23 protein-coding genes are annotated in these 22,094 nt (G+C 71.1%); 13 read left to right on the top strand and 10 right to left on the bottom strand.

Going from position 1 to position 22,094, the window contains the following annotated elements:
* Positions 1-39 precede the first annotated feature (39 nt).
* Entirely contained in the window at positions 40-861 is an 822-nt protein-coding gene (gene mshD, locus KK087_RS08425) for a mycothiol synthase (protein WP_214564818.1), read from the bottom strand.
* The gene (locus tag KK087_RS08420; RefSeq protein ID WP_214528756.1) at positions 861-1,544 is read right to left on the bottom strand and encodes a response regulator transcription factor; all 684 of its coding nucleotides are present in this window, start codon (positions 1,542-1,544) and stop codon (positions 861-863) included. Before KK087_RS08420 ends, mshD begins: the two co-directional genes overlap by 1 nt.
* Before the next feature lie 148 nt (positions 1,545-1,692).
* Here KK087_RS08420 and KK087_RS08415 point away from each other — a divergent pair, with 148 nt between their 5' ends.
* The 3 genes from KK087_RS08415 to ygfZ all read left to right on the top strand — a co-directional run bounded on the left by KK087_RS08415 (position 1,693) and on the right by ygfZ (position 3,796).
* Positions 1,693-1,974, top strand: a complete 282-nt coding sequence (locus tag KK087_RS08415; protein WP_214528755.1) for a hypothetical protein — start codon at positions 1,693-1,695, stop codon at positions 1,972-1,974.
* A 137-nt stretch (positions 1,975-2,111) separates the two neighbouring features.
* Positions 2,112-2,714, top strand: coding sequence for a heme-binding beta-barrel domain-containing protein (locus tag KK087_RS08410; RefSeq protein WP_214528754.1), 603 nt, complete (start codon positions 2,112-2,114; stop codon positions 2,712-2,714).
* Positions 2,714-3,796, top strand: a complete 1,083-nt coding sequence (gene ygfZ / locus KK087_RS08405) for a CAF17-like 4Fe-4S cluster assembly/insertion protein YgfZ (RefSeq protein WP_214564817.1) — start codon at positions 2,714-2,716, stop codon at positions 3,794-3,796. Before KK087_RS08410 ends, ygfZ begins: the two co-directional genes overlap by 1 nt.
* Positions 3,797-3,893: 97 nt before the next feature.
* On the opposite strand, the gene KK087_RS08400 is transcribed toward ygfZ, so the two are convergent.
* Positions 3,894-4,667 (bottom strand): class I SAM-dependent methyltransferase, encoded by a 774-nt coding sequence (locus KK087_RS08400; RefSeq protein WP_214528752.1) that lies wholly within the window; start codon positions 4,665-4,667, stop codon positions 3,894-3,896.
* A gap of 45 nt (positions 4,668-4,712) precedes the next feature.
* On the opposite strand from KK087_RS08400, the gene KK087_RS08395 reads away from it, so the two are divergent.
* Entirely contained in the window at positions 4,713-5,459 is a 747-nt protein-coding gene (locus tag KK087_RS08395; protein ID WP_111029059.1) for a phosphoglyceromutase, read from the top strand.
* Positions 5,460-5,645: 186 nt separating this feature from the next.
* Here KK087_RS08395 and KK087_RS08390 read toward each other — a convergent pair whose 3' ends face one another.
* Positions 5,646-6,194 carry a P-loop nucleotide/nucleoside kinase family protein gene (locus tag KK087_RS08390; RefSeq protein WP_214528751.1) on the bottom strand — a complete coding sequence of 183 codons (549 nt, stop codon included), beginning with the start codon at positions 6,192-6,194 and terminating at the stop codon, positions 5,646-5,648.
* A 31-nt stretch (positions 6,195-6,225) separates the two neighbouring features.
* Complete coding sequence (gene phoU / locus KK087_RS08385) at positions 6,226-6,894, bottom strand: phosphate signaling complex protein PhoU (RefSeq protein ID WP_214564816.1); 669 nt, start codon at positions 6,892-6,894, stop codon at positions 6,226-6,228.
* 146 nt (positions 6,895-7,040) lie between these two features.
* Here phoU and KK087_RS08380 point away from each other — a divergent pair, with 146 nt between their 5' ends.
* Positions 7,041-8,207, top strand: coding sequence for a sensor histidine kinase (locus KK087_RS08380; protein WP_214528749.1), 1,167 nt, complete (start codon positions 7,041-7,043; stop codon positions 8,205-8,207).
* The gene (locus KK087_RS08375; RefSeq protein WP_027466611.1) at positions 8,204-8,884 is read left to right on the top strand and encodes a response regulator; all 681 of its coding nucleotides are present in this window, start codon (positions 8,204-8,206) and stop codon (positions 8,882-8,884) included. The genes KK087_RS08380 and KK087_RS08375 overlap by 4 nt, the downstream gene beginning before the upstream one ends.
* 96 nt (positions 8,885-8,980) lie before the next feature.
* Here the strand turns inward: KK087_RS08375 and KK087_RS08370 are convergent, their stop codons facing one another.
* The gene (locus KK087_RS08370; protein ID WP_214544267.1) at positions 8,981-9,640 is read right to left on the bottom strand and encodes a hypothetical protein; all 660 of its coding nucleotides are present in this window, start codon (positions 9,638-9,640) and stop codon (positions 8,981-8,983) included.
* A gap of 141 nt (positions 9,641-9,781) precedes the next feature.
* Here KK087_RS08370 and KK087_RS08365 point away from each other — a divergent pair, with 141 nt between their 5' ends.
* The 4 genes from KK087_RS08365 to rlmB all read left to right on the top strand — a co-directional run bounded on the left by KK087_RS08365 (position 9,782) and on the right by rlmB (position 14,027).
* Positions 9,782-10,264, top strand: coding sequence for a CarD family transcriptional regulator (locus KK087_RS08365; protein ID WP_017888066.1), 483 nt, complete (start codon positions 9,782-9,784; stop codon positions 10,262-10,264).
* 61 nt (positions 10,265-10,325) lie between these two features.
* On the top strand, positions 10,326-11,546 hold the full coding sequence (ispD, locus tag KK087_RS08360) for a 2-C-methyl-D-erythritol 4-phosphate cytidylyltransferase (protein WP_214564815.1): 1,221 nt from the start codon (positions 10,326-10,328) through the stop codon (positions 11,544-11,546).
* Positions 11,547-11,578: 32 nt separating this feature from the next.
* Positions 11,579-12,988, top strand: a complete 1,410-nt coding sequence (gene cysS / locus KK087_RS08355) for a cysteine--tRNA ligase (protein WP_214528746.1) — start codon at positions 11,579-11,581, stop codon at positions 12,986-12,988.
* Positions 12,989-13,016: 28 nt separating this feature from the next.
* The gene (rlmB, locus tag KK087_RS08350; protein ID WP_214528745.1) at positions 13,017-14,027 is read left to right on the top strand and encodes a 23S rRNA (guanosine(2251)-2'-O)-methyltransferase RlmB; all 1,011 of its coding nucleotides are present in this window, start codon (positions 13,017-13,019) and stop codon (positions 14,025-14,027) included.
* Positions 14,028-14,471: 444 nt separating this feature from the next.
* Here rlmB and KK087_RS08345 read toward each other — a convergent pair whose 3' ends face one another.
* Both KK087_RS08345 and KK087_RS08340 read right to left on the bottom strand, forming a co-directional pair.
* Positions 14,472-15,782: a DUF4032 domain-containing protein gene (locus KK087_RS08345; protein ID WP_214564814.1), complete on the bottom strand. Its 1,311-nt coding sequence runs from the start codon at positions 15,780-15,782 to the stop codon at positions 14,472-14,474.
* An 83-nt stretch (positions 15,783-15,865) separates the two neighbouring features.
* Positions 15,866-16,966 (bottom strand): ABC transporter ATP-binding protein, encoded by a 1,101-nt coding sequence (locus KK087_RS08340; RefSeq protein ID WP_214528743.1) that lies wholly within the window; start codon positions 16,964-16,966, stop codon positions 15,866-15,868.
* 242 nt (positions 16,967-17,208) lie between these two features.
* On the opposite strand from KK087_RS08340, the gene KK087_RS08335 reads away from it, so the two are divergent.
* Positions 17,209-18,147 (top strand): DsbA family protein, encoded by a 939-nt coding sequence (locus KK087_RS08335; protein ID WP_214564813.1) that lies wholly within the window; start codon positions 17,209-17,211, stop codon positions 18,145-18,147.
* 144 nt (positions 18,148-18,291) lie between these two features.
* On the opposite strand, the gene ypfJ is transcribed toward KK087_RS08335, so the two are convergent.
* On the bottom strand, positions 18,292-19,185 hold the full coding sequence (ypfJ, locus tag KK087_RS08330; protein ID WP_214564812.1) for a KPN_02809 family neutral zinc metallopeptidase: 894 nt from the start codon (positions 19,183-19,185) through the stop codon (positions 18,292-18,294).
* Positions 19,186-19,300: 115 nt separating this feature from the next.
* Between ypfJ and KK087_RS08325 the strand changes: the two genes are divergently transcribed.
* Positions 19,301-20,443: a glycerol dehydrogenase gene (locus KK087_RS08325; RefSeq protein WP_214528740.1), complete on the top strand. Its 1,143-nt coding sequence runs from the start codon at positions 19,301-19,303 to the stop codon at positions 20,441-20,443.
* A 22-nt stretch (positions 20,444-20,465) separates the two neighbouring features.
* Here the strand turns inward: KK087_RS08325 and KK087_RS08320 are convergent, their stop codons facing one another.
* Positions 20,466-21,269 (bottom strand): NAD(P)H-hydrate epimerase, encoded by an 804-nt coding sequence (locus KK087_RS08320; RefSeq protein ID WP_250892769.1) that lies wholly within the window; start codon positions 21,267-21,269, stop codon positions 20,466-20,468.
* Between KK087_RS08320 and KK087_RS08315 the strand changes: the two genes are divergently transcribed.
* Positions 21,268-22,053 carry an alpha/beta fold hydrolase gene (locus tag KK087_RS08315; RefSeq protein WP_214528739.1) on the top strand — a complete coding sequence of 262 codons (786 nt, stop codon included), beginning with the start codon at positions 21,268-21,270 and terminating at the stop codon, positions 22,051-22,053. The genes KK087_RS08320 and KK087_RS08315 overlap by 2 nt on opposite strands.
* The last annotated feature ends 41 nt before the right edge of the window (positions 22,054-22,094 follow it).

The following is a 22,094-nucleotide window of genomic DNA, read 5'->3' as shown; positions in this document are numbered from 1 at the left end:
GATTCCCCCACTGGCCGACCCCTCGCCGACCACGCAATGTTACCGGCCGGACGGAGACGGCGCCGCGTACTGCACGTCGATCGCGTGCTGCGTGAACCCCGACCGCCGGTACAGCGCGAGCGCGGGCTCGTTGTCCCCCTCGACGTAGAGTGCGGCGGCGGTCAGTCCGCGGCCGCTCAGGCGTGCCGTCCCCGCGCGCATCAGCACGCCGCCGAGCCGCTGCCCCTGCAGGTCGGGGCGGACGGCGACGGCGTAGAACTCGCCGATGCCGTCCTCGACCTTGAGCCAGCACGAGCCCGCCAGCGCCCCGGAGGCGTCGCGGAGCAGCAGCAGGTCGTCGCCGGAGAACCAGGCGTCGGCCTCGCGTGCGTGCAGGTCGTCCAGTGTCATCCGCCCCTGCTCGGGGTGGTGGGCGAAGGCGGCGGCGTTCAGCGCGAGCCAGTCCGTCTCGTCGTCGGTGCCGGGCCGGAACGCCGACAGTGTGAAGCCGCCGGGCAGCTCGACCTCGACCTCGGGCACGGCGTCGGCGATCGGTGCCCGGAGCTGCAGCAGGGTGCGGACCGCGCGCCAGCCGAACCGGTCGGCCAGCGCCCGCGCTGCCGGGTGGTCCCCGTGCGCCCACGCGAGCCGGGGAGCGGCCCCGCCGCCCAGGGCGAGCGCCTGCGACACCAGGGCCGTGCCGATGCCCTGGCCACGGGCCTCCCGGGCGACGACGAGTTCCAGCTCGGCGTCACGGACCACGGCGACCCCGTGGTCGACGGTCAGGACCCTCGCGCGTCCCGCGCGGACGTCCACCAGGGTCTGGTCGGCGAACGGCGGAGCCTCGCCGGGGACGACGAAGCCGTCGAGGTCGGGCAGCACTACTGCCCCATCAGACGATCGGCCTCGTCGTCGTAGACGTTGAAGCGGTACCCGACGTTGCGGACGGTACCGATGAGCGACTCGAGGTCACCGAGTTTCGCGCGGAGCCGTCGGACGTGCACGTCGACCGTGCGGGTGCCGCCGAAGTAGTCGTAGCCCCAGACTTCGCTGAGCAGCTGCTCACGCGTGAACACCCGGGACGGGTGGGTCGCGAAGAAGCGGAGGAGTTCGAACTCCTTGAAGGTGAGGTCGAGCGGCCGACCGCGCACCTTGGCGGAGTAGCTGGCCTCGTCGATGACGACGCCGGACGCCTGGATCTTCGAGCTCGTCTGGCCCTTCGCCGCACGACCGGCGGACAGTCGGATGCGGGCGTCGATCTCGGCGGGGCCGGCGCTCTCGAGCACGACGTCGTCGACGTTCCAGTCGCTGTTCACCGCGGTCAGCCCGCCCTCGGTGACGACGAGGACGATCGGCGTGGTCGAACCAGACGACGCGAGGATCTTGCACAGGGCCTTCGCACTGACCAGGTCGGTGCGGGCGTCCACGAACATCAGGTCGCTCTGCGGGGCGTTGACCAGCTGCGCGGCCTCGGCCGGCACGTGGCGGATCCGGTGGCTCAGGAGGCCCAGGCTCGGTAGGACATCTCCGGGCGCGGTCGAGGTGAGTACCAGGAGCTGTGCCACAGGACCTCCGGAGGTGGATGACGTCGTGGAGACATCCTAGTGATGCTCGCGAACCACCTGTCCGGCCGGACGGACTGCGCGTCGTCCCGCACCCGCCCCGCACCGAGCGGTGCGTGCGTCCCGCACGTCCCCTGACATGATGGAGCGCGTGACCGAGCCCGTGCACCCCACCGACCAGCGACGCCTCAAGCTGACGTCCGTCCTGCCGGTCTGGGTGCTGGCGGTCGTCGGGGCGGTGCTCGTGCTGGCCCTGGCCGAGCGCGACGCGTTCGCCTGGCTGCTGCTCGTCTTCGTCGCCTGCGTGATGGTCAGCTTCGTGCTGCAGCTCATCACCGCCACCAAGGACGGCCTGGTCGAACGGATCAGCATCGCGTCCTCGGGGGCCTTCGTCGTGGTCCTCGTCACCGCGGTGGTGCTCCTGGCGCGTTGAGCCGAGCCGCGTAGACTCCGGACCATGGATTCGCTGCTTGCGCTCGAGCTCTTCTACGTCGGCCTCCTCGGCCTGGCGTCGCTCGCGATCGCGTTCATCTCGGTGGTCGTCGTCGTGAAGCTGTTCAAGGGTCAGCGTTGATCGAGCTGCCCGAAGGCCTCGCCCCCGAACTGGTCCCGCTGTCGTGGCTGGTCGGCGTGTGGGAGGGAACCGGCGTGGTCGAGTACCCGGTCGGGGACGACGACGAGGTCCGGAACTACGAGTTCGGCCAGCGCGTGAGCTTCAGCCACGACGGCCTGCCGTACCTGAACTACTCGTCCACCACGTGGCTGCTGGACGACGACCACACCCCGCTCGCCGCCGAGATGGGGTACTGGCGGATCGACCGTCCGACCGAGCCCGGCGACCGCGGCCCCGCGATGCTCCTGGGCGAGGGGCCCACGCCGTTCAGCACCGTCGAGAGCGTCGAGGCCCTCCGCAACACCACCGACGGCTTCGACGTCGAGGCCGCGATCATCCACCCGACGGGCGTCAACGAGCTCTACGTCGGCCGGGTGCTGAAGGGCCGCATCGACCTGTCGACCGACGCCGTGATGCGCTCGCCGAACGCGAAGGACTACTCCGCCGCGACCCGCCTGTACGGGCTGGTCGAGGGCAAGCTCTTCTGGGCGTGGGACATCGCTGCGCTCGGCCGTGAACTCACCTCGCACGCCTCGGGGCAGCTCGCGAAGGTCGACTGATGTCGGTGTTCGCTGCACGCGACGGCTTCGTCGCCGCCGACTCCGTCGCCGCCCACTTCGGCAACCCGATCGGCGAGCAGCGACTGCTCGTCCGCGGTCGTGCGGTCGTCGAGCTCGGGCTGGGCGTCGTGACGGTGACCGGGCCGGACCGGCTGTCCTGGCTCAACTCGATCACCTCGCAGCAGCTGACGGGGCTGCCCGTCGGCGTCAGCACCGAGACCCTCGTGCTCGACCAGGCCGGACGCGTCGAGCACGCGGCCCGGGTCGTCGACGACGGTGCCACCGCCTGGCTGCTCACCGAGCGCGCGGACGCTGCGCCGCTCGCCGGCTGGCTGGACTCGATGCGCTTCATGCTCCGGGTCGAGGTCGCCGACCGCTCGGCCGACCTCGTCACCCTCGGTTGGTTCGGTGCGGCACCCCCGTTCGCGTCCGTCGAACTGCCGGAACCGCCCGTCGCCGAGTGGGTCGACCCGTGGGGTGCCGTCACGCCCGGCGGATGGGGCTACGCCGACCAGGAGGCCCACCCCGGCTCCGACTGGACCCTCCGCATCGCCGTGGTCACCCCCGGCACCGCGGCCGCGATCGCCTCGTCGGACGTCCCGGTCGCGGGGCTGCTCGCGTACGAGGCCCTGCGGATCGCCGCCTGGCGCCCGACCCTGTCCGACGTCGACGAGCGGACGATCCCGCACGAGCTCGACTGGCTCCGGTCCGCCGTGCACCTGTCGAAGGGCTGCTACCGCGGGCAGGAGACCGTCGCGAAGGTCCACAACCTCGGGCACCCGCCGCGCCGGGCCGTGCTGCTGCACCTCGACGGGTCGGACGGCGTGCTGCCGACGCCCGGTACCCCGGTGCTGCTCGACGACAAGCCCGTCGGTCGGCTGTCGGCGTCCGCGATCCACCACGAGCTCGGTCCGATCGGGCTCGCCGTGGTGAAGCGCTCCCTCGACCCCGCCGCGACCCTGCGGCTCGAGGCCGACGACGTCGTGGTGACGGCGGCGCAGGAGACCATCGTCCCGCCCGAGGCCGGTGCGACGGCGAACGTCCCGCGCCTTCCCCGCCTCGGAGCCGTGAAGCGCTCCTAGCCTGCGCGTTGACGATCGCAAAACACCGGTGTTCGCTGGTCGCACCGCGGTTCGCGGGTGTTCGGAGCGCGAACACCGGTGTTTTGCGGCGCGGGGCCTAGGCGGGGGCGACGGCCGACCACGGCACGCTGAGCTCACCGAGTCGCCAGCGCGGTACACCGTGCAGCACCGGCCACCCGCGGTCCCGCATGCCGCGGACCGTGGCGATCCACCGCTGCCGGGGCCCGTACGTCCCGAGCGGTGCGGCGACCGCCCACGACAGGTCGAGGTCGCGCAGGAACGTGTGCACCCGCTCGCCCGGCACGTTGCGGTGGATCAGGGCCTTCGGCAGGCGCTCGGCGACGATGCTCGGCACGTCGAGGCCGGCGAGCCGGAGCGACACCGTGAAGGTCCGTGGTGCGACGTCGTCGAGCGTCACCCACGAGGCGACCCGTCCGACCTCGTTGCAGGTCCCCTCGACGAGTGCGCCGCCGGGTTGCAGCCGGTCCTGCATGATCCGCCACGACCCGACCACCGCGGCCTCGTCGTACTGCCGCAACACGTTGAACGCGCGGATCACGGCGGGACGCCGCTGCCCGGGCGTCGGGGTCTCGAAGCCGCCCAGACGGAAGGTCACGCCGTCGCGGGTGCCGGCGTTCGCCAGGGCCACCCGCGACGGCTCGATCTCGATGCCGGTGACCTCGACGTCCGGTCGGACCGCTGCCAGGCGGTCCCGGAGCTCGAGGGTGGTGGTCGGGGAGGCCCCGTAGCCGACGTCGGCGACGAGCGGGTCGTCCGTCCGGCGCAGCACCGGCAGGGTCGCGATCCACCGGTCGACACGGCGGAGCCGGTTGTACCCGGTCGTCCCGCGCGTCACGTTCCCGATGGGCATGCGTCCAAGGGTACGGGGCCGGTACCGCTCGGTAGACTCGCAGGCATGACCTCCACGCTCGTCCTGCTCCGTCACGGCAACAGTGACTGGAACCAGAAGAACCTGTTCACCGGTTGGGTCGACGTCCGGCTCAGCGAGCTGGGCGAGAAGGAGGCGAAGCGTGCCGGCGACCTCATCGCCGAGTCCGGCATCGTCCCCGACGTCCTGTACACCTCGCTCCTGACCCGTGCGATCCAGACGGCGGACATCGCGCTGCTGCAGGCCGACCTGGCCTGGCTGCCGGTGAAGCGCGACTGGCGCCTCAACGAGCGCCACTACGGCGACCTGCAGGGCAAGGACAAGGCCCAGACCCTGGCCGAGTACGGCGAGCAGCAGTTCATGGAGTGGCGCCGTTCGTTCGACGTCCCGCCGCCCCCCATCGCCGACGACGCCGAGTGGTCGCAGTTCGGTGACCGCCGCTACGCCGAGCTCGGTGACCGGCTGCCCCGCACCGAGTCGCTCAAGCTCGTGATCGACCGTCTGCTGCCGTACTGGGAGTCCGACATCACGAAGGACCTCGCCGCCGGCAAGACCGTCCTGGTGACGGCGCACGGCAACTCGCTCCGTGCGCTCGTGAAGCACCTCGACGGCATCTCCGACGACGACATCGCCGGCCTGAACATCCCGACGGGCATCCCGCTGGTGTACGAGCTCGACGACGACTTCACGCCGACGAAGCCCGCCTACTACCTCGACCCCGAGGCCGCCGCAGCCGGTGCCGCCGCCGTGGCTGCCCAGGGCGCCAAGAAGTAGCAGTACCCCCGAAGAGCGCCCCGTCCGGCATCCGGGCGGGGCGTTCGTGCGTGAGCGGGCCTTCGCGAAAGCGACAGTGTGCCGCGAACGTTCCGCCGACTTCTGTCGCTCCGCCGGGAGGAACGGATCGCCGTTCCGACGACCTGTCGCTTCGGCAGCATGGTCGGCTCGACGACCGGCGGGCGCTCACACGAAGTGCGACGCGATCTCCTGCACCAGGGCTCCGACGTCGTACGGCTTCGTGGTGTCGACGCGGATCACCGGGACGCCGGGCAGCCCGACGGGCCGGGCGTCGTCGCCGTGCTCGTCCCAGAAGGCGAGCACCTCGGCCAGGTCCCCGTGTACCTCGTGGCGCACCGGCACGGTGCCCGGTTCGTACCGGTCGCGCAGTCGCTCCTCGGCGGTGGCGCGGTCCGTGTCGCACCACACCTCGACGGCGCGGGGCGACCCTGCGGACGCGAGCCCGGCCTCCAGGCGGTCCCGGTCTCGGGACGGCAGCCAGACGGCGTCGAGGACGACCCCGTTCTCGACGGCCCGCGCCATGGACCACATCGTGTCCATCGCGATCCCGCCGAGCGGACGCGAGGCGATCATCGGGCCGACGACGTCGGCGAGGGGCTCCTTGATGCGGTCCTTCGACAGGAACGGGCAGCCGAGCACCTCGGCGAGTGCCGTGCCGATCGTGCTCTTGCCGGAACCGGGCATGCCGTTGACGATGATCGCGACCTGGGCCATGCCACGATCCTCGCAGACCGATCGGGTCGGGTCAGACCGCCGCGGTCGAGGTGGACGCGCCGGTCCAGTCGCCGGTCGCCAGGTACTCGACCTTCTTCGCGATCGACACCGCGTGGTCGGCGAAGCGCTCGTGGTAGCGGGAGGCCAGGGTGGCGTCGACGGTGTCGACCGGCCCGCCCTTCCAGGCCTCACCGAGCACGAAGTCGAAGACGCTGGCGTGCAGCTCGTCGACGGCGTCGTCCTCGTCGCGGATCTCCGCGGCCAGGGCGATGTCCTCGGAGGCGAGCAGGCGCGTGAGCTTCTGCGCCATCGCGACGTCGTGCGCGCCCATCTTCTTGAACGTGCCGCGCAGCCCCTTCGGCACCACCTTCTCGGGGAAGCGCTGGCGGGCGAGCTGCGCGATGTGCTCGGCCATGTCGCCCATGCGCTCGAGCGAGGAGCTGACGCGCAGGGCGGTGACGACGACGCGGAGGTCGCGGGCGACGGGCGCCTGGCGGGCGAGGATGTCGATCGCGATCTCGTCGAGGCTGTTCGCCGCGAGGTCGATCTTCTCGTCGTCGGCGATCACCTCTTCGGCGAGGGCCACGTCGGACTCGCTGAAGGCCTGCGTGGCCCGGGTGATGGCGGACTCGACGAGCCCGGCGATCTCGGTCAGTCGCTCCTGGACGTCCTGGAGTTCCTGCTGGAAGACTTCGCGCATGGGGGAGTACCTCTCTCTGCGTACCGGACGAGTGTCGTCAGCCCAGGTGAACGAACGGTGACGCGGGGCTGAACGCTTCGCGATCTGGCCTTCCGCGGACGGTGAACGGTACCGGAACCCCGCATGACCATCCCTACACTGGCCGCATGGACAACGCGTGGCTCGTGCCACTGTCGATGCTCCTCGGCGGGGTCTTCGGCGCGGGCGTCGTGGTGCTGATCATCACCGCCGAGCGCACGGCACGTGCTGCCGACGTGGCGGAGCGCACCCTGCCGGACGGCGTCGCAGCGGTCATCGCGACGATGCACAACCCGGCGGTCGTCATCGACCCGTCGAACACCGTCGTCGCAGCGTCGCCCCAGGCACTCACCGCCGGGCTCGTCGTGCGCCGGCGGCTGGTGCACCACGAACTGCTCGACCTGATCGACCGGGTGCGCAAGAGCGGCGAGATGGGGTCGGAGGACCTCGAGCTGCCGCGCGGCCGCCACGGGGAGCTCATCGGCTACCTCAGCTTCCGTGCCGCCCAGCTCGGCAACCGCTACGTCCTGCTCACCGCGGACGACCTGACCGAGAGCCGGCGCATCGACGAGGTCCGGCGCGACTTCGTCGCCAACATCTCGCACGAGTTGAAGACCCCGATCGGCGCCATCGGCCTGCTGTCCGAGACCCTCGTCATCGCGGCCGACGACCCCGCGCACGTGAAGAAGTTCGCCGCGCAGCTCATCACCGAGTCCGAGCGGCTCGGTGCGTTGACGAAGGACATCATCGAGCTGTCGCGCCTGCAGTCGGTCGACGCGTTGGAGAACAGCGAGGAGACCGGGATCGACAAGATCGTGCAGGCCGCGATCGACGCGAACGAGGTCGTCGCCCGGGCCCGCTCGATCGAGATCATCCGCGCCAAGAAGTCGAAGCTGCGGGTGATGGGTGACCCGGGCCTGCTGCAGGTCGCGGTGTCGAACCTCATCGCCAACGCGGTCAAGTACTCGCCGGACAACACCCGCGTCGGTGTGGGCGTCCGGTCGGCGAAGGGCTTCGTCGAGATCGCGATCACGGACCAGGGCGTCGGCATCCCCGAGGCCGACCTCGACCGCGTCTTCGAACGCTTCTACCGTGTCGATCCCGCACGGTCGCGCGCCACCGGTGGCACCGGCCTCGGGCTCGCGATCGTCAAGCACGTCGTCGGCAACCACGGCGGCGACGTGCGCGTCTGGTCGCAGCCCGGCAAGGGCTCGACCTTCACCATCCGTCTGCCCGAGGCGGATCCCGAACTGACCACAGCCCTCGAAGAGCAACTGGAAGAGCAGCCATCGTGACCAAGATCCTCATCGTCGACGACGAGCCGGCCCTGAGCGAGCCCCTGGAGTTCCTGCTGCAGCGTGAGGGGTACGAGACCTCCGTCGCTGCCGACGGCGTGACCGCGCTGTCGAAGTTCGACGCGGAGAACCCCGACCTGGTGCTCCTCGACCTCATGCTGCCGGGCCTGAGCGGCACCGAGGTGTGCCGGCAGATCCGGACCCGGTCGAACGCGCCGATCATCATGCTGACCGCGAAGGACTCGGAGGTGGACATCGTCGTCGGGCTGGAGCTCGGCGCCGACGACTACGTGACGAAGCCGTACTCGACCCGCGAGCTCCTGGCCCGGATCCGCGCCGTGCTCCGCCGTCGTACCGAGGACGACCCGGCGGACAGCGGCATCCTGCAGGTCGGCGGCATCCGGATGGACGTCGAGCGGCACACGGTGTCGGTCGACGGGTCCGAGACCCCGATGCCGCTCAAGGAGTTCGAGCTGCTCGAGCTGCTGCTCCGGAACGCCGGTCGCGTGCTCACCCGCGGGCAGCTCATCGACCGGGTGTGGGGCTCCGACTACTTCGGCGACACGAAGACCCTCGACGTGCACATCAAGCGCATCCGCTCGAAGATCGAGCGGGTCCCGTCGACCCCCGAGATCCTGGTCACGGTCCGCGGTCTCGGGTACCGCATCGAGGCCTGAGGCGCACGGACAGGAGGCCCGGTGCGAGTCCCTGGGACTCGCACCGGGCCTCCTGTGCGAACGATCCGGGTGCGGTGTCAGCCGCGCCCGATGGCGTCAGTTCGTGCCGTTGTCGCCCTCGGACGAGTCCGTCTGGGAGTCACCCGGCTGCGTGCCGGGCGGCACGGCCTCGCCGGTCGGCTGCGAGCCGCTCTCGGACGGGGACGTCGAGGTGGGCGTCGGGGTCGGGGTCGGCGCGAGGGTCTGGTACTCCTCCTGCGCGCTGGTGAGCACCGGCACGTTCGCCGAGACGCCCTCGGCGTCGGGGTAGCTGAAGTACACCTTGACGAGCGAACCCGGGGTGGCGTCCGCGTCGTCGAACAGGACCGGCTCGGCGTCGGCGGCGGTCGTGCCCTGGGTGGTGTCGCCCTCTTGCACGCTCGACTCGTCGTCGCTGCCGGCACCAGCGGCCATGGCGAGGTCCACGTGGGTGTTCGCCGGGACCTCGACGGTCTGGGTGTCGCCGCCGATCTCGATCGAGACCGTGTAGTCGTCCTGGTCGTCGTTGTTCACGAGCGTGCCGATGAAGCGGGCGCTGGCACCGTCGTCGGAGATCAGGAGTGCGTTCCGCACGTCGACCTTGCCGGTCGAGACGTCCACGCCGTCGGTGATCTGCTTGATGTCGACGGTGTGGGCCGGCGACATGAACTCGCACCCGGTGGCGCCGAGCGCGATGGTTGCCGCAACGGCGACGGACACGAGTACCCGAGGTCGCAAGAGATTCCTCCGTAAGTCACGATGGGGACCGGGCGGTCCCCGCGTCCATCCTAGCGATCACCTGACAGTGCGAGCGTTGAGGGTCCCCTTACCCGAACGGCCCCTGTGGTAAACTGGATGTCTGGGAACGGAGCCTGATACATGCAATTCGAGGTCGGCGAGACCGTCGTCTACCCCCATCACGGGGCGGCAACCATCTCTGAAGTCAAGACTCGCGTCATCAAGGGCGAGGAAAAGGTCTACCTGAAGCTTCGGGTGACGCAGGGCGACCTGACGATCGAGGTCCCGGCGGACAACGTCGACCTGGTCGGCGTCCGCGACGTGATCGGCAAGGAAGGTCTCGACAAGGTGTTCGAGGTCCTCCGGGCACCGTTCACGGAAGAGCCCACCAACTGGTCGCGCCGGTACAAGGCGAACCTCGAGAAGCTCGCTTCCGGTGACGTCATCAAGGTGTCCGAGGTCGTCCGCGACCTCTGGCGACGCGACCAGGACCGCGGGCTCTCCGCGGGTGAGAAGCGGATGCTGGCCAAGGCCCGGCAGATCCTGATCTCCGAGCTCGCGCTGGCCGAGAAGACCGACGAGGACAAGGCATCGACCGTCCTCGACGAGGTCCTCGCTTCCTGAGCCTGACGACAGCGCACTGAACGCGACAGCACGAACGACGACCGCGCGGTTCCCCGAGGGGGTGGACCGGGCGGTCGTCGTCGTTGCGGCGGGGTCCGGCACCCGGCTCGGCATCGGGACCGCGAAGGCGTTCGTGCCCGTCGCCGGATCGCTGATGCTCGCCCGGGCGCTGGAACCCCTGTTCGCGTTGCCGTCGCCGACGCTCGTCGTCGTGGTCGCACCGGCGTCGCACCTCGACGAGTGCCGGCGGGTGGTCGCCTCCGTCGCCGGTGCCGCGGTCGCGTACACGGCCGTCGTGCCGGGAGGTGCGGATCGCCACGGTTCGGTCGAGTCCGGCCTGGCCGTGCTGCCGGACTCCGTCACCACGGTGCTCGTGCACGACGCGGCGCGCTGCCTCACGCCGACGGCACAGTTCTCGCGGGTGTTCGACGCCGTCGCCGCCGGGGACGGTGCGGGCTTCGTGCCGGCGCTCCCCGTCACGGACACCGTGAAGCGGGTCGACGGCGACGTCGTCGTGGAGACCGTCGACCGCGCCGCGCTCGTCGGGGTGCAGACGCCGCAGGGCTTCCCGCTTGCCGCGCTCCGGCGTGCGTACGCGGTGGCGTCGCAGTCCGAGACGGACGACGCCGGGGTGTTCCAGGCCGCCGGCGGCACGGTCCGGTTCGTCCCGGGTGACGCCGACGGCTTCAAGATCACGACGCCGTGGGACCTCGGTCGGGCCGAGTCGGTCGTGCGGGCGCGGACCGAGGCTGGTGCTGGTGCTGGTGCTGGTGCTGGTGCTGGTACTGGTACTGGCGCGGCGGACGCTGTCGCCGCGGTCCGGCTCGGACTCGGTGTGGACGTGCACGCCTTCGACGACGTCTCGCCCTGCCGCGTCGGGCTGCTCGACTTCCCCGGCGAACCCGGGCTCTCCGGGCACAGCGACGGTGACGCGGTGGCACACGCGGTGTGTGACGCCCTGCTCTCCGCGGGGGGCCTCGGTGACATCGGTGGCCGCTTCGGCACCGCCGACCCGCAGTACGCCGGTGCCACGGGCGACGTCTTCGTCCGGGGTGCCGTCGCGCTGCTCGCCGAAGCCGGGCTCGTGCCGGTGTCCGTGACCGTGCAGGTCATCGGCAACCGGCCGCGCATCGGTCGTCGTCGTGACGAGATGCAGGACGCCCTGTCCGCCGTCGTCGGAGCACCCGTGGCGGTGTCCGGCACCACGACCGACGGGCTCGGGTTCACCGGCCGTGGCGAGGGGCTCGCGGCGATCGCCACGGCACTCGTGCGTCCCTCCTGAAACCGGGCGTGCCTGCCGATTAGGGTTGAGGCGTGACCGTTCGCCTCCACGACTCCCGCGCCGCAGCCGTCGTCGACCTCGTGCCCCTGGTCGACGGACACGTGAGCGTCTACGTCTGTGGACCGACGGTGCAGTCGTCGCCGCACATCGGGCACCTGCGCTCCGCGCTCGTCTACGACATCTGGCGCCGGTGGCTCACCCACCGCGGGTACCGGGTGACCCTGGTGCGCAACGTCACGGACATCGACGACAAGGTCCTCGACCTCGCGGCCGGTACCGACGAGGAGTGGTTCGCCCGCGCCTACCGCGTCGAGCTCGAGTTCACGGCCGCGTACAACGCCCTCGGGATCCTGCCGCCGACGTACGAGCCCCGGGCGACCGCGAGCGTGCCGCAGATGCACGAGATCATCCAGCGCCTCATCGACCGCGGGCACGCCTACGCCGCCGACGACGGCTCGGGTGACGTCTACTTCGACACCGGCAGCTGGGCAGAGTACGGCGTGCTCACCCGCCAGCGCCGCGAGGACATGGTCGAGGCGTCCGACGCCGACCCCCGCGGCAAGCGCGACCCCCGCGACTTCGCGCTGTGGAAGGGTGCGAAGCCCGGCGAGCCGTCGACCGCCAACTGGGACTCCCCGTGGGGCGCCGGCCGCCCGGGTTGGCACATCGAGTGCTCGGCGATGTCACGCCGGTACCTCGGCCCCGCGTTCGACATCCACGGCGGCGGGCTCGACCTGCGCTTCCCGCACCACGAGAACGAGCTCGCGCAGTCCACGGCCGCCGGTGACCCGTTCGCGTCCTACTGGCTGCACAACGGCCTCGTGACGGTCGACGGGCAGAAGATGTCGAAGTCGCTCGGCAACTCGATCTTCGCCGCGGACTTCCTCGGCGCCGCCCGTCCCGCCGTCGTCCGCTACTTCCTCGGCGCCGCCCACTACCGCTCGTCGATCGACCACCACGAGGGGTCCCTCGCCGAGGCCGAGGCGGCGTACGACCGCATCGCCGGGTTCCTCGAGCGCGCGGAGACCCGGCTCGCCGGCGTCCACCTCGCCGACGCCCCGGCCGTGCCCGAGGCCTTCGCGGCTGCCATGGACGACGACCTCTCCGTGCCCCAGGCCCTCGCCGTGCTGCACGAGACCGTCCGCACCGGGAACGCCGCCCTCGACGCCGACGATGCGGAAACGCTCGGGACCGCGTACCATCAGGTGGCTGCGATGGTGGAGGTGCTCGGCATCGACCCGCGAGCCGCCCACTGGTCGGGCGGCGGCCACGACACCTCGGCAGGCCCGCTCGCCGCCCTCGTCGAACGCCTCGTGCAGGAGCGCGCGGACGCCAGGGCAGCACGGGACTTCACCGCGGCCGACCGCGTGCGCGACGACCTCGCCGCCGCGGGCATCACGATCGAGGACACGCCGTCCGGAACACGCTGGAGCATCGCCTGAACACGGCAGTGCCGAACAGGAGCTACGCATGAAGAACGTCTCGGGAAACAAGAAGGGCCGGCCCGGCGCCGTCCGTTCCGGTCGCAAGGGCAACAAGCAGGTCGGTTCCGGCGGTCAGGGCGCGCAGGCGCTCGAAGGGCGCAAGCCGACCCCGAAGGCCGAGGACCGGCCGTACCACCCCGCCGGCAAGCGCAAGGCCGCGAAGGACCGCTTCGAGGCGGCCAAGGGTCGTCACGGTTCCTCGAGCACCCCGCAGGGCCGCACGGGCCGTCCGCCGGCACGCAAGACCGACGACTCCGAGCTCGTGACCGGGCGCAACTCCGTGCTCGAGGCGCTGCGCACGAAGACCCCCTCGTCGACGCTCTACATCGCGTCTCGCATCGAGGTCGACGACCGCGTGAAGGAGATCCTCACGCTGGCCAACCACCGCGGGGTGCCGATCATCGAGCTCATGCGTCCCGAGCTCGACCGCATCACGGGCCACGACAGCGTGCACCAGGGCGTCGCGCTCAAGGTGCCGGCGTACCAGTACGCGGTGTCCGAGGACATCGTCGAGCAGGCGTTCTCGCGCGACCAGGTCCCGCTGCTCGTCGCGCTCGACGGCATCACGGACCCCCGCAACCTCGGTGCGATCATCCGCTCGACCGCGGCCTTCGGTGGACACGGCGTCATCGTGCCGCAGCGTCGCTCGGTCGGCGTGACGGCCTCGGCGTGGAAGACCTCCGCCGGTGCCGCGGCCCGCACGCCCGTCGCGATGGCCCCGAACCTCACGCAGACCCTGAAGTCGCTCAAGTCGATGGGCCTGTTCGTCCTCGGGCTCGACGGCGACGGTGACGTGGAGCTCGACGGCCTCGAGCTGGCCGACCGTCCGATCGTGATCGTCGTCGGTTCCGAGGGCAAGGGCCTGTCGCGCCTGGTCACCGAGACCTGCGACGCCATCGTCTCGATCCCGATCTCGAGCGCCACCGAGTCCCTGAACGCCGGCATCGCCGCCAGCGTCACCCTGTGGGAGGTCGCGCGGCGCCGTCGCAGCGCGTAGCCCCCAGGGCTCGCTCACTTCGTGAGCAGGAACGGTCGCCTCCCCACCCGGGAGGCGACCGTTCCTGCTCACGGTGCTGGCCGGGCGGGCCCGAAGGGTCAGGACACGTCGGACGGTGCCTGCCGTGTGGTCACGAGTCGTCGCTGCGCGACGCCGCAGGCGACGGTGCGTGACCGGTCGACGTTCGCTGGCGGGGCGTCGTGACCGCTCGACATGCAGCGTCACCATCGGCGGTGTCGGCGTGACGGTCTGGAGGGCCGGCGCCGGTCTCCGGGACGCGGGCCGGGCCTCCAGGCGGTCGCGTTCTCGATCCCCGAACGATCAGGACACGTCGGATGGTGCCCGCCGTGTGGTCACGAGTCGTCGCTGCGCGACGCCGCAGGCGACGGTTTGCGACCAGTCGGCGCCCACCTGGCGGGGTGTCCTGACCGAGCGGGGACCGCGTCAGACCGTGGCGCGCCAGTCGTCCACGTCGTCGGACTCGTCGGCGTCGTCGTCGTCGTCCCCGACCGGGATCGGCACGGTGATCGACGAGGTCGGCGGGTTGATGAGCAGGCGCTCGTCGCGACGGTGACGCAGCACGTCGTTGATGTAGGCGGTGGTGGCCTCGGGCAGGGAGACGGAACGCTCCTCCTGCTGGGACATGAACCAGCGGTGCTCGAGCAGCTCGTGGAAGACCTCGGCGGGTTCGAGCCGCCCGCGCAGGTCACGGGGGATCGAGCGGACGACGGGCTCGAAGACCCGCGACACCCACTCGTGCGCCACCATCTCCTCGTCGAGTTCGTCACGGCCGTTGCGGGCGCGGTACGAGTCGAGGTCGTTGAGCAGGCGGCGGGCCTGGTTCTCGCCGGCATCGAGTCCGGTGAGTCGCAGCAGTCGGCGCTGGTGGTGCCCGGCGTCGACGACCTTCGGCTGGATCCGCACCTGCGAGCCGCCCTCGGTCGTGTGGATCGACAGCTCCTCGATGTCGAAGCCGAGCTCGTTCAGGCGCTCGACGCGGTCGTTGATGCGCCAGCGTTCCTTGATGTCGAACTGCTCGGTGCCGGTGAGCTCTGTCCAGAGCGTCCGGTACTGGGCGACGATGCGGTTCGAGACGTCGACGGGGTCGGCGTTCTCGTCGAGCCGGCCGCCGGCTTCGAGGTCGAGGAGTTCGCCGGCGATGTTCACGCGGGCGACCTCGAGGTCGTTCTCGCGCTGGCCGTTCGACAGGCCGCCCGGGTAGAGCTTGCCGGTCTCGGCGTCGACCAGGTACGCGGCGAAGGCTCCGGCGTCTCGGCGGAACAGTGTGTTCGACAGGGACACGTCGCCCCAGTAGAAGCCGATGACGTGCAGGCGGACGAGCAGCAGCGCGAGCGCGTCGACGAGACGGGTGGCGGTCTCGGGGCGCAGCGTCTGCGAGTAGAGCGCGCGGTAGGGCAGGGAGAACCGCAGGTGGCGCGTCACGAGCACCGGGTGCAGCGGTTCACCGTCGGCGTCGACGCGGTTCGTGATGACCGCGACCGGGTCCACGCACGGCACGTCCATGCGCTGCAGGGTCCGGAGCATCTCGTACTCGGAGCGGGCGACCTCTTCGCCGGTCTCCTTCACGGCGGCGACGTACCCGCTCAGGTGCACGAACCGCACGAGGTGCCGCGAGATGCCCTTCGGCAGCGCGACGATCGTGTCGTCGGGCCAGTCGGCGAGGGGCAGGTCCCACGGCAGGTCGAGCAGGCCGGGGTCGACGGTGGCGGCGGTGATGGACATCGAGTCGGGCACGGTGGTTCCTCTGGTGTCGGGGACAGCCGAGAGCCCGCGTCCGCCCTTGTGAGGCGGGCGCGGGCTCTCGGGGAGTGCGCTGGTTACGCGCTGACGACGGCCTTGTCGTCGAGACGCTCGCCCGACTCGGTGTCGAAGGCGTGCACGTGGCCCTGCTTCGGCGTGATGACGATGGTGTCACCGATCGACGGGTGCGCACGACCGTCGACACGGGCGACGATGTCGGCGCGCTGGCCGTTCACGTCGGCGTGACCGTAGAGGTAGCCGTCGGCGCCGAGCTCCTCGACCACGTCGACCGTGACGGGCAGGCCCTCACCCGTCTGCGAGACGATGACGTCCTCGGGGCGGATGCCGACCGTGATCTGGGCGGAACGGGCGTTCGACAGGGTGTCGCGGTCGATCGGGTGGTTGAGCGTCCCGAACTTGATGCCGCCCTCGATCACGTCGGCCGGCAGCAGGTTCATGGCCGGCGAACCGATGAAGCCGGCGACGAACACGTTGTTCGGCTTCTCGTACAGGTCGCGCGGGGTGCCGACCTGCTGCAGGATGCCGTCCTTGAGCACCGCGATGCGGTCACCCATCGTGAGGGCTTCGGTCTGGTCGTGCGTGACGTAGACCGTGGTGACGCCGAGACGACGCTGCAGCGAGGCGATCTGCGTGCGGGTCTGGACGCGGAGCTTGGCGTCGAGGTTCGACAGCGGCTCGTCCATGAGGAACACCTGCGGCTGGCGGACGATCGCACGGCCCATCGCGACGCGCTGACGCTGACCACCGGAGAGGGCCTTCGGCTTGCGGCCGAGGTAGTCCTCGAGGTCGAGGAGCTTGGCGGCTTCCTGCACGCGGGTGGCGCGCTCTTCCTTGCCGACGCCGGCGATCTTGAGCGCGAAGCCCATGTTCTCGGCGACGGTCATGTGCGGGTACAGCGCGTAGTTCTGGAACACCATCGCGATGTCGCGGTCCTTCGGCGGGACGTCCGTGACGTCGCGGTCGCCGATGCGGATCTGGCCGGAGTTGACCTCTTCGAGGCCGGCCAGCATGCGGAGGGAGGTGGACTTGCCGCAACCCGAGGGGCCGACGAGGACGAGGAACTCGCCGTCGGCGACGTCCAGGTCGAGGGAGTCGACCGCGGGACGGTTGCCTCCGGGGTAGAGACGGGTTGCCTTGTCATAGGTGACGGACGCCATGAGCGTTCGGTCCTTCCTTCACCGGCAGGTACGTGCCGGACGATCCGAGTGAAGCGGTGTGCCCGTACGGGCCCCGGACAGTCGCCGTCGACTGTCGAGGTTCATACAACACGAGTTCACCCGGGTGCGCCAGTGTTTTCCCCCTGGTCGGCAGCTTCCCAGAGCGCCCCACTACAATCGCCGGGTCCGTCCGCCGAGCAGGGGAACGCCGAGCGGACACCGATCAGGAGGACGACGCACCGATGACCAACCGCCCCGAGGGTGACGCCCGCGCCGCGCGGAACGCACGCCGTGAAGCCGCCCGCCAACGAGCACAGCGTGCCCGGACCCAGCAGAAGCGCCGTCAGCGCGGCGTCCGACTCGGCCTGCAGATCGGGCTCGGGGTCGTGCTGCTCGCCGCGGCGACGATCGTCACGCTCGTCCTCGTCGACTCCGTGAAGCCCGCGGGCCCCGGCCCGTCGACCATGTCGCAGGGCGGCATCACGATCGGGCAGGACCTGAAGCCCGTCACGGCTGCCGCGTCCGGTTCCACCTCGGCATCCGCGTCGCCGGACAGCGCCGCGACGGCCGGTGCCGGCACCGTCCGTATCACCCTGTACGTCGACTACCTCTGCCCCGGCTGCGGGCAGTTCGAGCAGGCGAACGGTGACTACATCGAGGACCTGGTCGACTCCGGCGCCGCCACCGTGGACATCCACCCCGTCGCGATCCTGTCGAACCGGTCGCAGGGCACGAAGTACTCGCTCCGCGCCGCGAACGCCGCGGCCTGCGTCGCCGAGCACTCGCCGAACCAGTTCTACGCGGTGAACCAGGCGCTCTTCGCGAAGCAGCCGGACGAGGGCACCCCTGGTCTGACGGACGCGGAGCTCACCGACGTCGTCACCGGCGTGCAGGGGCTCTCGGAACGCAGCGCCGTCCGGAGCTGCATCGCGGACCAGGACTACGCCAAGTGGGTGGACGAGCAGACGACCGCGGTGTCCGAGGGCACGATCCCCGGATCGACGCTGAAGGAGTTCCCCGGCACACCGCTCGTGCTCGTCAACGGTCAGCGGTACGAGCTGACCTCCCCGGTCACGAACGACGACTTCCGCACGTTCGTGGTGACGGCAGCCGGGGCGACCGACGCCACCCCGACGCCCACGCCGAGCGCGACCCCGTCACCCACGCCGACCAAGCGCTGACCTCCGGACGAGCGCTGACGCGCTGACCACGGACGGGAGGCCCGGTGCCAGCTGGCACCCCTCCCTCGCAGGCTCGGTCGGCGCGCCCCGCGCGACGCTTCGCGTCGCCGCTGAGCGGGTCGCGCCCGTCCGTCAGCGGTCCGACTACAGGGCCGAACCCGGGATGCTCAGGGTGTCGCAGCTCGTCGCGCCCTGCTGGTAGCCCCGCAGGAACCAGCGCTGTCGCTGCTCGCTCGACCCGTGCGTGAACGAGTCCGGGTCGACGCGGCCGGTCGCACGCTCCTGGATGCTGTCGTCACCCACGGCGCTCGCGGCCGACAGGGCGTCGGTGATCTGGGCGCGGGTGATCGGCTCGAAGAAGGTCTCGCCGTTCGCGTCCTCGGTCGTCGCGGCGTCCCCGACCCAGGCCCCGGCGTAGCAGTCCGCCTGCAGCTCGACGCGGACACTGCCCGACGACGCACCCGTGCCGGAGCGGTCGGTGCTCGCGAAGGAGCCCTGCAGCTGCTGCACGTGGTGGCCCCACTCGTGTGCGACGACGTACATCTGCGCGAGCGGACCACCGGACGAGCCGTACTGCGACTGCAGGTCGTCGTAGAACGCGGTGTCCAGGAAGATCGCACGGTCCGGCGGGCAGTAGAACGGGCCGGTCGCGGCGGAGGCCTGCCCGCACGCGGTGTCGGTGGAGTCCTGGAACAGGAAGAACTCGGGCCCCGAGTACGTGATGCCGAGCGACCGGGCCTCAGACGTCCAGTAGGCGTCGAGCGACTCGGCCGCACCCTCCATCCGGCACTCGACGCGCAGGTTGGCGTCGCGCCCGGTCCGGCACTCGGGGGCGGCGTCGGGCGACTCGCCCTCCTGCTGGATCGTCGTCAGGCCGTTGCCGCCGCCGACGATCCCGCTCAGGTCGACGCCGGTGAACTGCATGATCAGGAACACCACGATGGCGCCGACACCCACGGCGCCTCCGCCGATCGCTGCGGTGCGACCCCGCCGCTTGACCTTGCCACCCCGGAGTTGCGAGTCGTCGTTGAACGTCATGGTCCCGAACCTACCGATCAGCACCTACTGATCAGCGGCCCCGCGTACCGTCGGCGGCGTCGGTCACCCCCGACACCTGTCGTACACCTGTCGTACAACCGGAAGGAACCGCACAATGGCCACTCCCATCAGCACCGTGATGAGTCCCGCGCGCTACGTCCAGGGCAAGGACGCGATCACCCGCGTCGGCGAGTTCGTCGCCCCGATCGGCACGCGGCCCCTGATCGTCGCCGACGACGTCGTCTGGGGCATCGTCGAGACCGCCGTCACCGAGAGCTTCCGGTCCGCCGACCTGCCCGTCGAGCGCGTCGGGTTCGGTCGCTTCGCCACCCCCGAGGCTGTCGACGAGCTCGTCGAGCACATCGCCGCGAAGGACGCCGACGTCATCGTGGGGCTCGGCGGCGGATCCGCGATCGACGCCGCGAAGGCCGCCGGGCACCTCGCCGGCATCCGCTGGGCCAGCGTCCCCACGGCCGCGTCCACCGACGCCCCGACCTCGGCGCTCGCCGTCATCTACACCGCCGAGGGTGAGTTCATCGAGTACCGGTTCTTCCCGCACAACCCGGACCTCGTGCTCATCGACACCCGACTCGTCGCAAACGCGCCCGTGCAGTTCCTGGTCGCGGGCATCGGCGACGCCCTCGCCACCTGGGTCGAGGCCCGTGCCGCGAAGCGTGCCAACGCCGACACCATGGCCGGCGGGCTGCAGACCGAGACCGGTGTCGCGCTCGCCGAGCTCTCCTGGAAGCTCCTGCACGAGAACGCCCTGCAGGCCATCGAGGCCGTCAAGGCGAAGGTCGTCACCCCGGCGCTCGAGAAGGTCGTCGAGGCGAACACGCTGCTGTCCGGCCTGGGCTTCGAGTCCGGTGGGCTCGCCGCCGCCCACGCGATCCACAACGGGCTGACCGCGGCTCCGCAGGCGCACGGCCTGGCGCACGGGCAGAAGGTGAACATCGGGACGATCGCGCAGCTCGTGCTCGAGGGCGCCCCGGCCGAGGAGATCGAGGACTTCGTCGTCTTCACCACGAAGGTCGGCCTGCCGAACACCCTCACCGAGATCGGGTTGACGGTCGACGACCGCGACGTGCTGCGCGCCGTGGCCGAGGCCGCCACCGTGGAGGGCGAGACCATCCACAACATGCCCTTCCCGGTGACGCCGGAGCTCGTGGTCGACGCCCTGGTCGCGATCGAGGGCATCGCACGCAGCATCCGCGCCGAGCACGGGCTGCCGGAGCCCGTGCTGTACGAGCACCACTGACCGCGGACCAGCACGCGCGGGGTCAGGTGCGGATCAGCGGCTCCATCGTCGCCAGGTCCGCACCGATCCCGACGTCGACGAGTTCGATCCGGCCGGCGAGGGTGGCTGCCGGCCCGGTCAGCAGGCCGGCCTTCACGCCGCCGAAGGTGACGGTGACGTCGGCGTGCAGGACGTGGTCGTCCGCGACACCGCCGGTGTCCACGTCGATGCCGCTCGGCACGTCCACCGCCACGACGAACGGCGCCCGCTGGTCGCGGGCGAGCTCACGGATGGCGTCCACGACCTCCCGCGCGGGGGAGCGCAGCGCGTTCGCGCCGTGCACGCCGATGCCGAGGACGCCGTCGAGCACCAGGTCGGCCTCGAGTGCCGCATCGGTCGCGACGTCCGCCAGGCGCTCGCCGTCGCTCCGGCCGGCGGCCCGCAGGATGTCGGCCGCTCCGCCCGCGTTCGGTCCCGAGGCGCCGGACGGGCCGTCCAGCAGTCGCGCGCCGGCGTCCAGCGCCGCTGCCAGACCGGCCTCGTGGACACGGGAGCCGACGCGCAGGACCGCCACGTGCCTCCCGTCCGCCGCCAGGCGAGCAGCCGCGAACAGGGCGTCGCCGCCGTTGTCGCCGCTGCCGGCGAGCACGAGGACGGAACCCGGTCCGTCGACCGGCCGCACGGCCGGGTCGTCGAGCAGGTCGCCGACGATGCCGGCGAGCCCGTCCGCAGCCCGCTGCATGAGGGGTTCGCCCGCATCGAGGTGGGGGCGTTCCGCCGCCCGGATCTGATCGCCGCCGTAGCCGTCCATGGCCACCACACTGCCCCGATACGCTTGAGAGGACATGTCACTCGTCCCCGAAGCGCCCCGCCCCCGGTTCGTGATGTCGCCCGACGGCCTGCGACTCGCCACCTACGACTTCGGCGACCCCGACGCCCCCGCCGTCATCGCGGTGCACGGCTTCGCCTCGGGGGCGGTGCTCAACTGGCACGCCTCGGGCTGGACGCGCGACCTCGTCCGCGCCGGCTACCGCGTGCTGGCACTCGACCAGCGCGGTCACGGGGCGAGCGCGAAGCCCCACGACCCGGGCGCCTACTCGATGGACCTCCTCGTCGCCGACGTCACCACCGTCATCGACACGTACCTGCTCGACGACGTCGCGTTCCTCGGCTACTCGCTCGGTGCACGGGTCGGCTGGCACACCGCCGAACGGCTGCCCGGCCGGATCTCGCGCGCGGTGTTCGGCGGGATCCCGGATGCTGACCCGATGCGCCGCGTCCGGGTCGACCAGGCGAAGGCGTACATCGCCGACGGCACCCCGATCGAGGACCGCGTCACGAACGGGTACCTGACGATGGCCGGCAACGTCGAGGGCAACGACCTCGGCGCCCTCGTGGCGATGGTCGAGGGGATGCGGAACAGCATCGAACCGACCCCGCAGAACGCACCAGCGCAGCCGCTCCTGATGGCAGCCGGCAGCGAGGACGGCATCCGCGACAGCGCGGTCCGGCTCGCCGAGGCCGCGCCGAACGCCACCTTCTTCGAGATCCCGGGGCGGAACCACTTCAACGCCCCCACCTCGCGCGCCTTCCGCGAAGCGGCGCTGCGGTTCCTGTCCGCGCCGCGCTGAGCGGGCTGCCCCGACCTGACGGGTACTGCCAGGTCCCCTCG

This window comes from Curtobacterium aurantiacum, assembly GCF_018598555.1.
Taxonomy (GTDB): domain Bacteria; phylum Actinomycetota; class Actinomycetes; order Actinomycetales; family Microbacteriaceae; genus Curtobacterium; species Curtobacterium aurantiacum.
This window is presented reverse-complemented; position numbering and strand designations above follow the sequence as displayed.

Excerpts from the sequence above, each read along its gene's own strand:
- ygfZ (WP_214564817.1), top strand. The coding sequence starts at position 2,714 with ATGTCGGTGTTCGCTGCACGCGACGGCTTCGTCGCCGCCGACTCCGTC.
- KK087_RS08400 (WP_214528752.1), bottom strand. The coding sequence starts at position 4,667 with ATGCCCATCGGGAACGTGACGCGCGGGACGACCGGGTACAACCGGCTC.
- KK087_RS08395 (WP_111029059.1), top strand. The coding sequence starts at position 4,713 with ATGACCTCCACGCTCGTCCTGCTCCGTCACGGCAACAGTGACTGGAAC.
- KK087_RS08390 (WP_214528751.1), bottom strand. The coding sequence starts at position 6,194 with ATGGCCCAGGTCGCGATCATCGTCAACGGCATGCCCGGTTCCGGCAAG.
- phoU (WP_214564816.1), bottom strand. The coding sequence starts at position 6,894 with ATGCGCGAAGTCTTCCAGCAGGAACTCCAGGACGTCCAGGAGCGACTG.
- KK087_RS08380 (WP_214528749.1), top strand. The coding sequence starts at position 7,041 with ATGGACAACGCGTGGCTCGTGCCACTGTCGATGCTCCTCGGCGGGGTC.
- KK087_RS08365 (WP_017888066.1), top strand. The coding sequence starts at position 9,782 with ATGCAATTCGAGGTCGGCGAGACCGTCGTCTACCCCCATCACGGGGCG.
- rlmB (WP_214528745.1), top strand. The coding sequence starts at position 13,017 with ATGAAGAACGTCTCGGGAAACAAGAAGGGCCGGCCCGGCGCCGTCCGT.
- KK087_RS08340 (WP_214528743.1), bottom strand. The coding sequence starts at position 16,966 with ATGGCGTCCGTCACCTATGACAAGGCAACCCGTCTCTACCCCGGAGGC.
- KK087_RS08335 (WP_214564813.1), top strand. The coding sequence starts at position 17,209 with ATGACCAACCGCCCCGAGGGTGACGCCCGCGCCGCGCGGAACGCACGC.
- ypfJ (WP_214564812.1), bottom strand. The coding sequence starts at position 19,185 with ATGACGTTCAACGACGACTCGCAACTCCGGGGTGGCAAGGTCAAGCGG.
- KK087_RS08325 (WP_214528740.1), top strand. The coding sequence starts at position 19,301 with ATGGCCACTCCCATCAGCACCGTGATGAGTCCCGCGCGCTACGTCCAG.
- KK087_RS08315 (WP_214528739.1), top strand. The coding sequence starts at position 21,268 with ATGTCACTCGTCCCCGAAGCGCCCCGCCCCCGGTTCGTGATGTCGCCC.
- KK087_RS08320 (WP_250892769.1), bottom strand. The coding sequence starts at position 21,269 with ATGTCCTCTCAAGCGTATCGGGGCAGTGTGGTGGCCATGGACGGCTAC.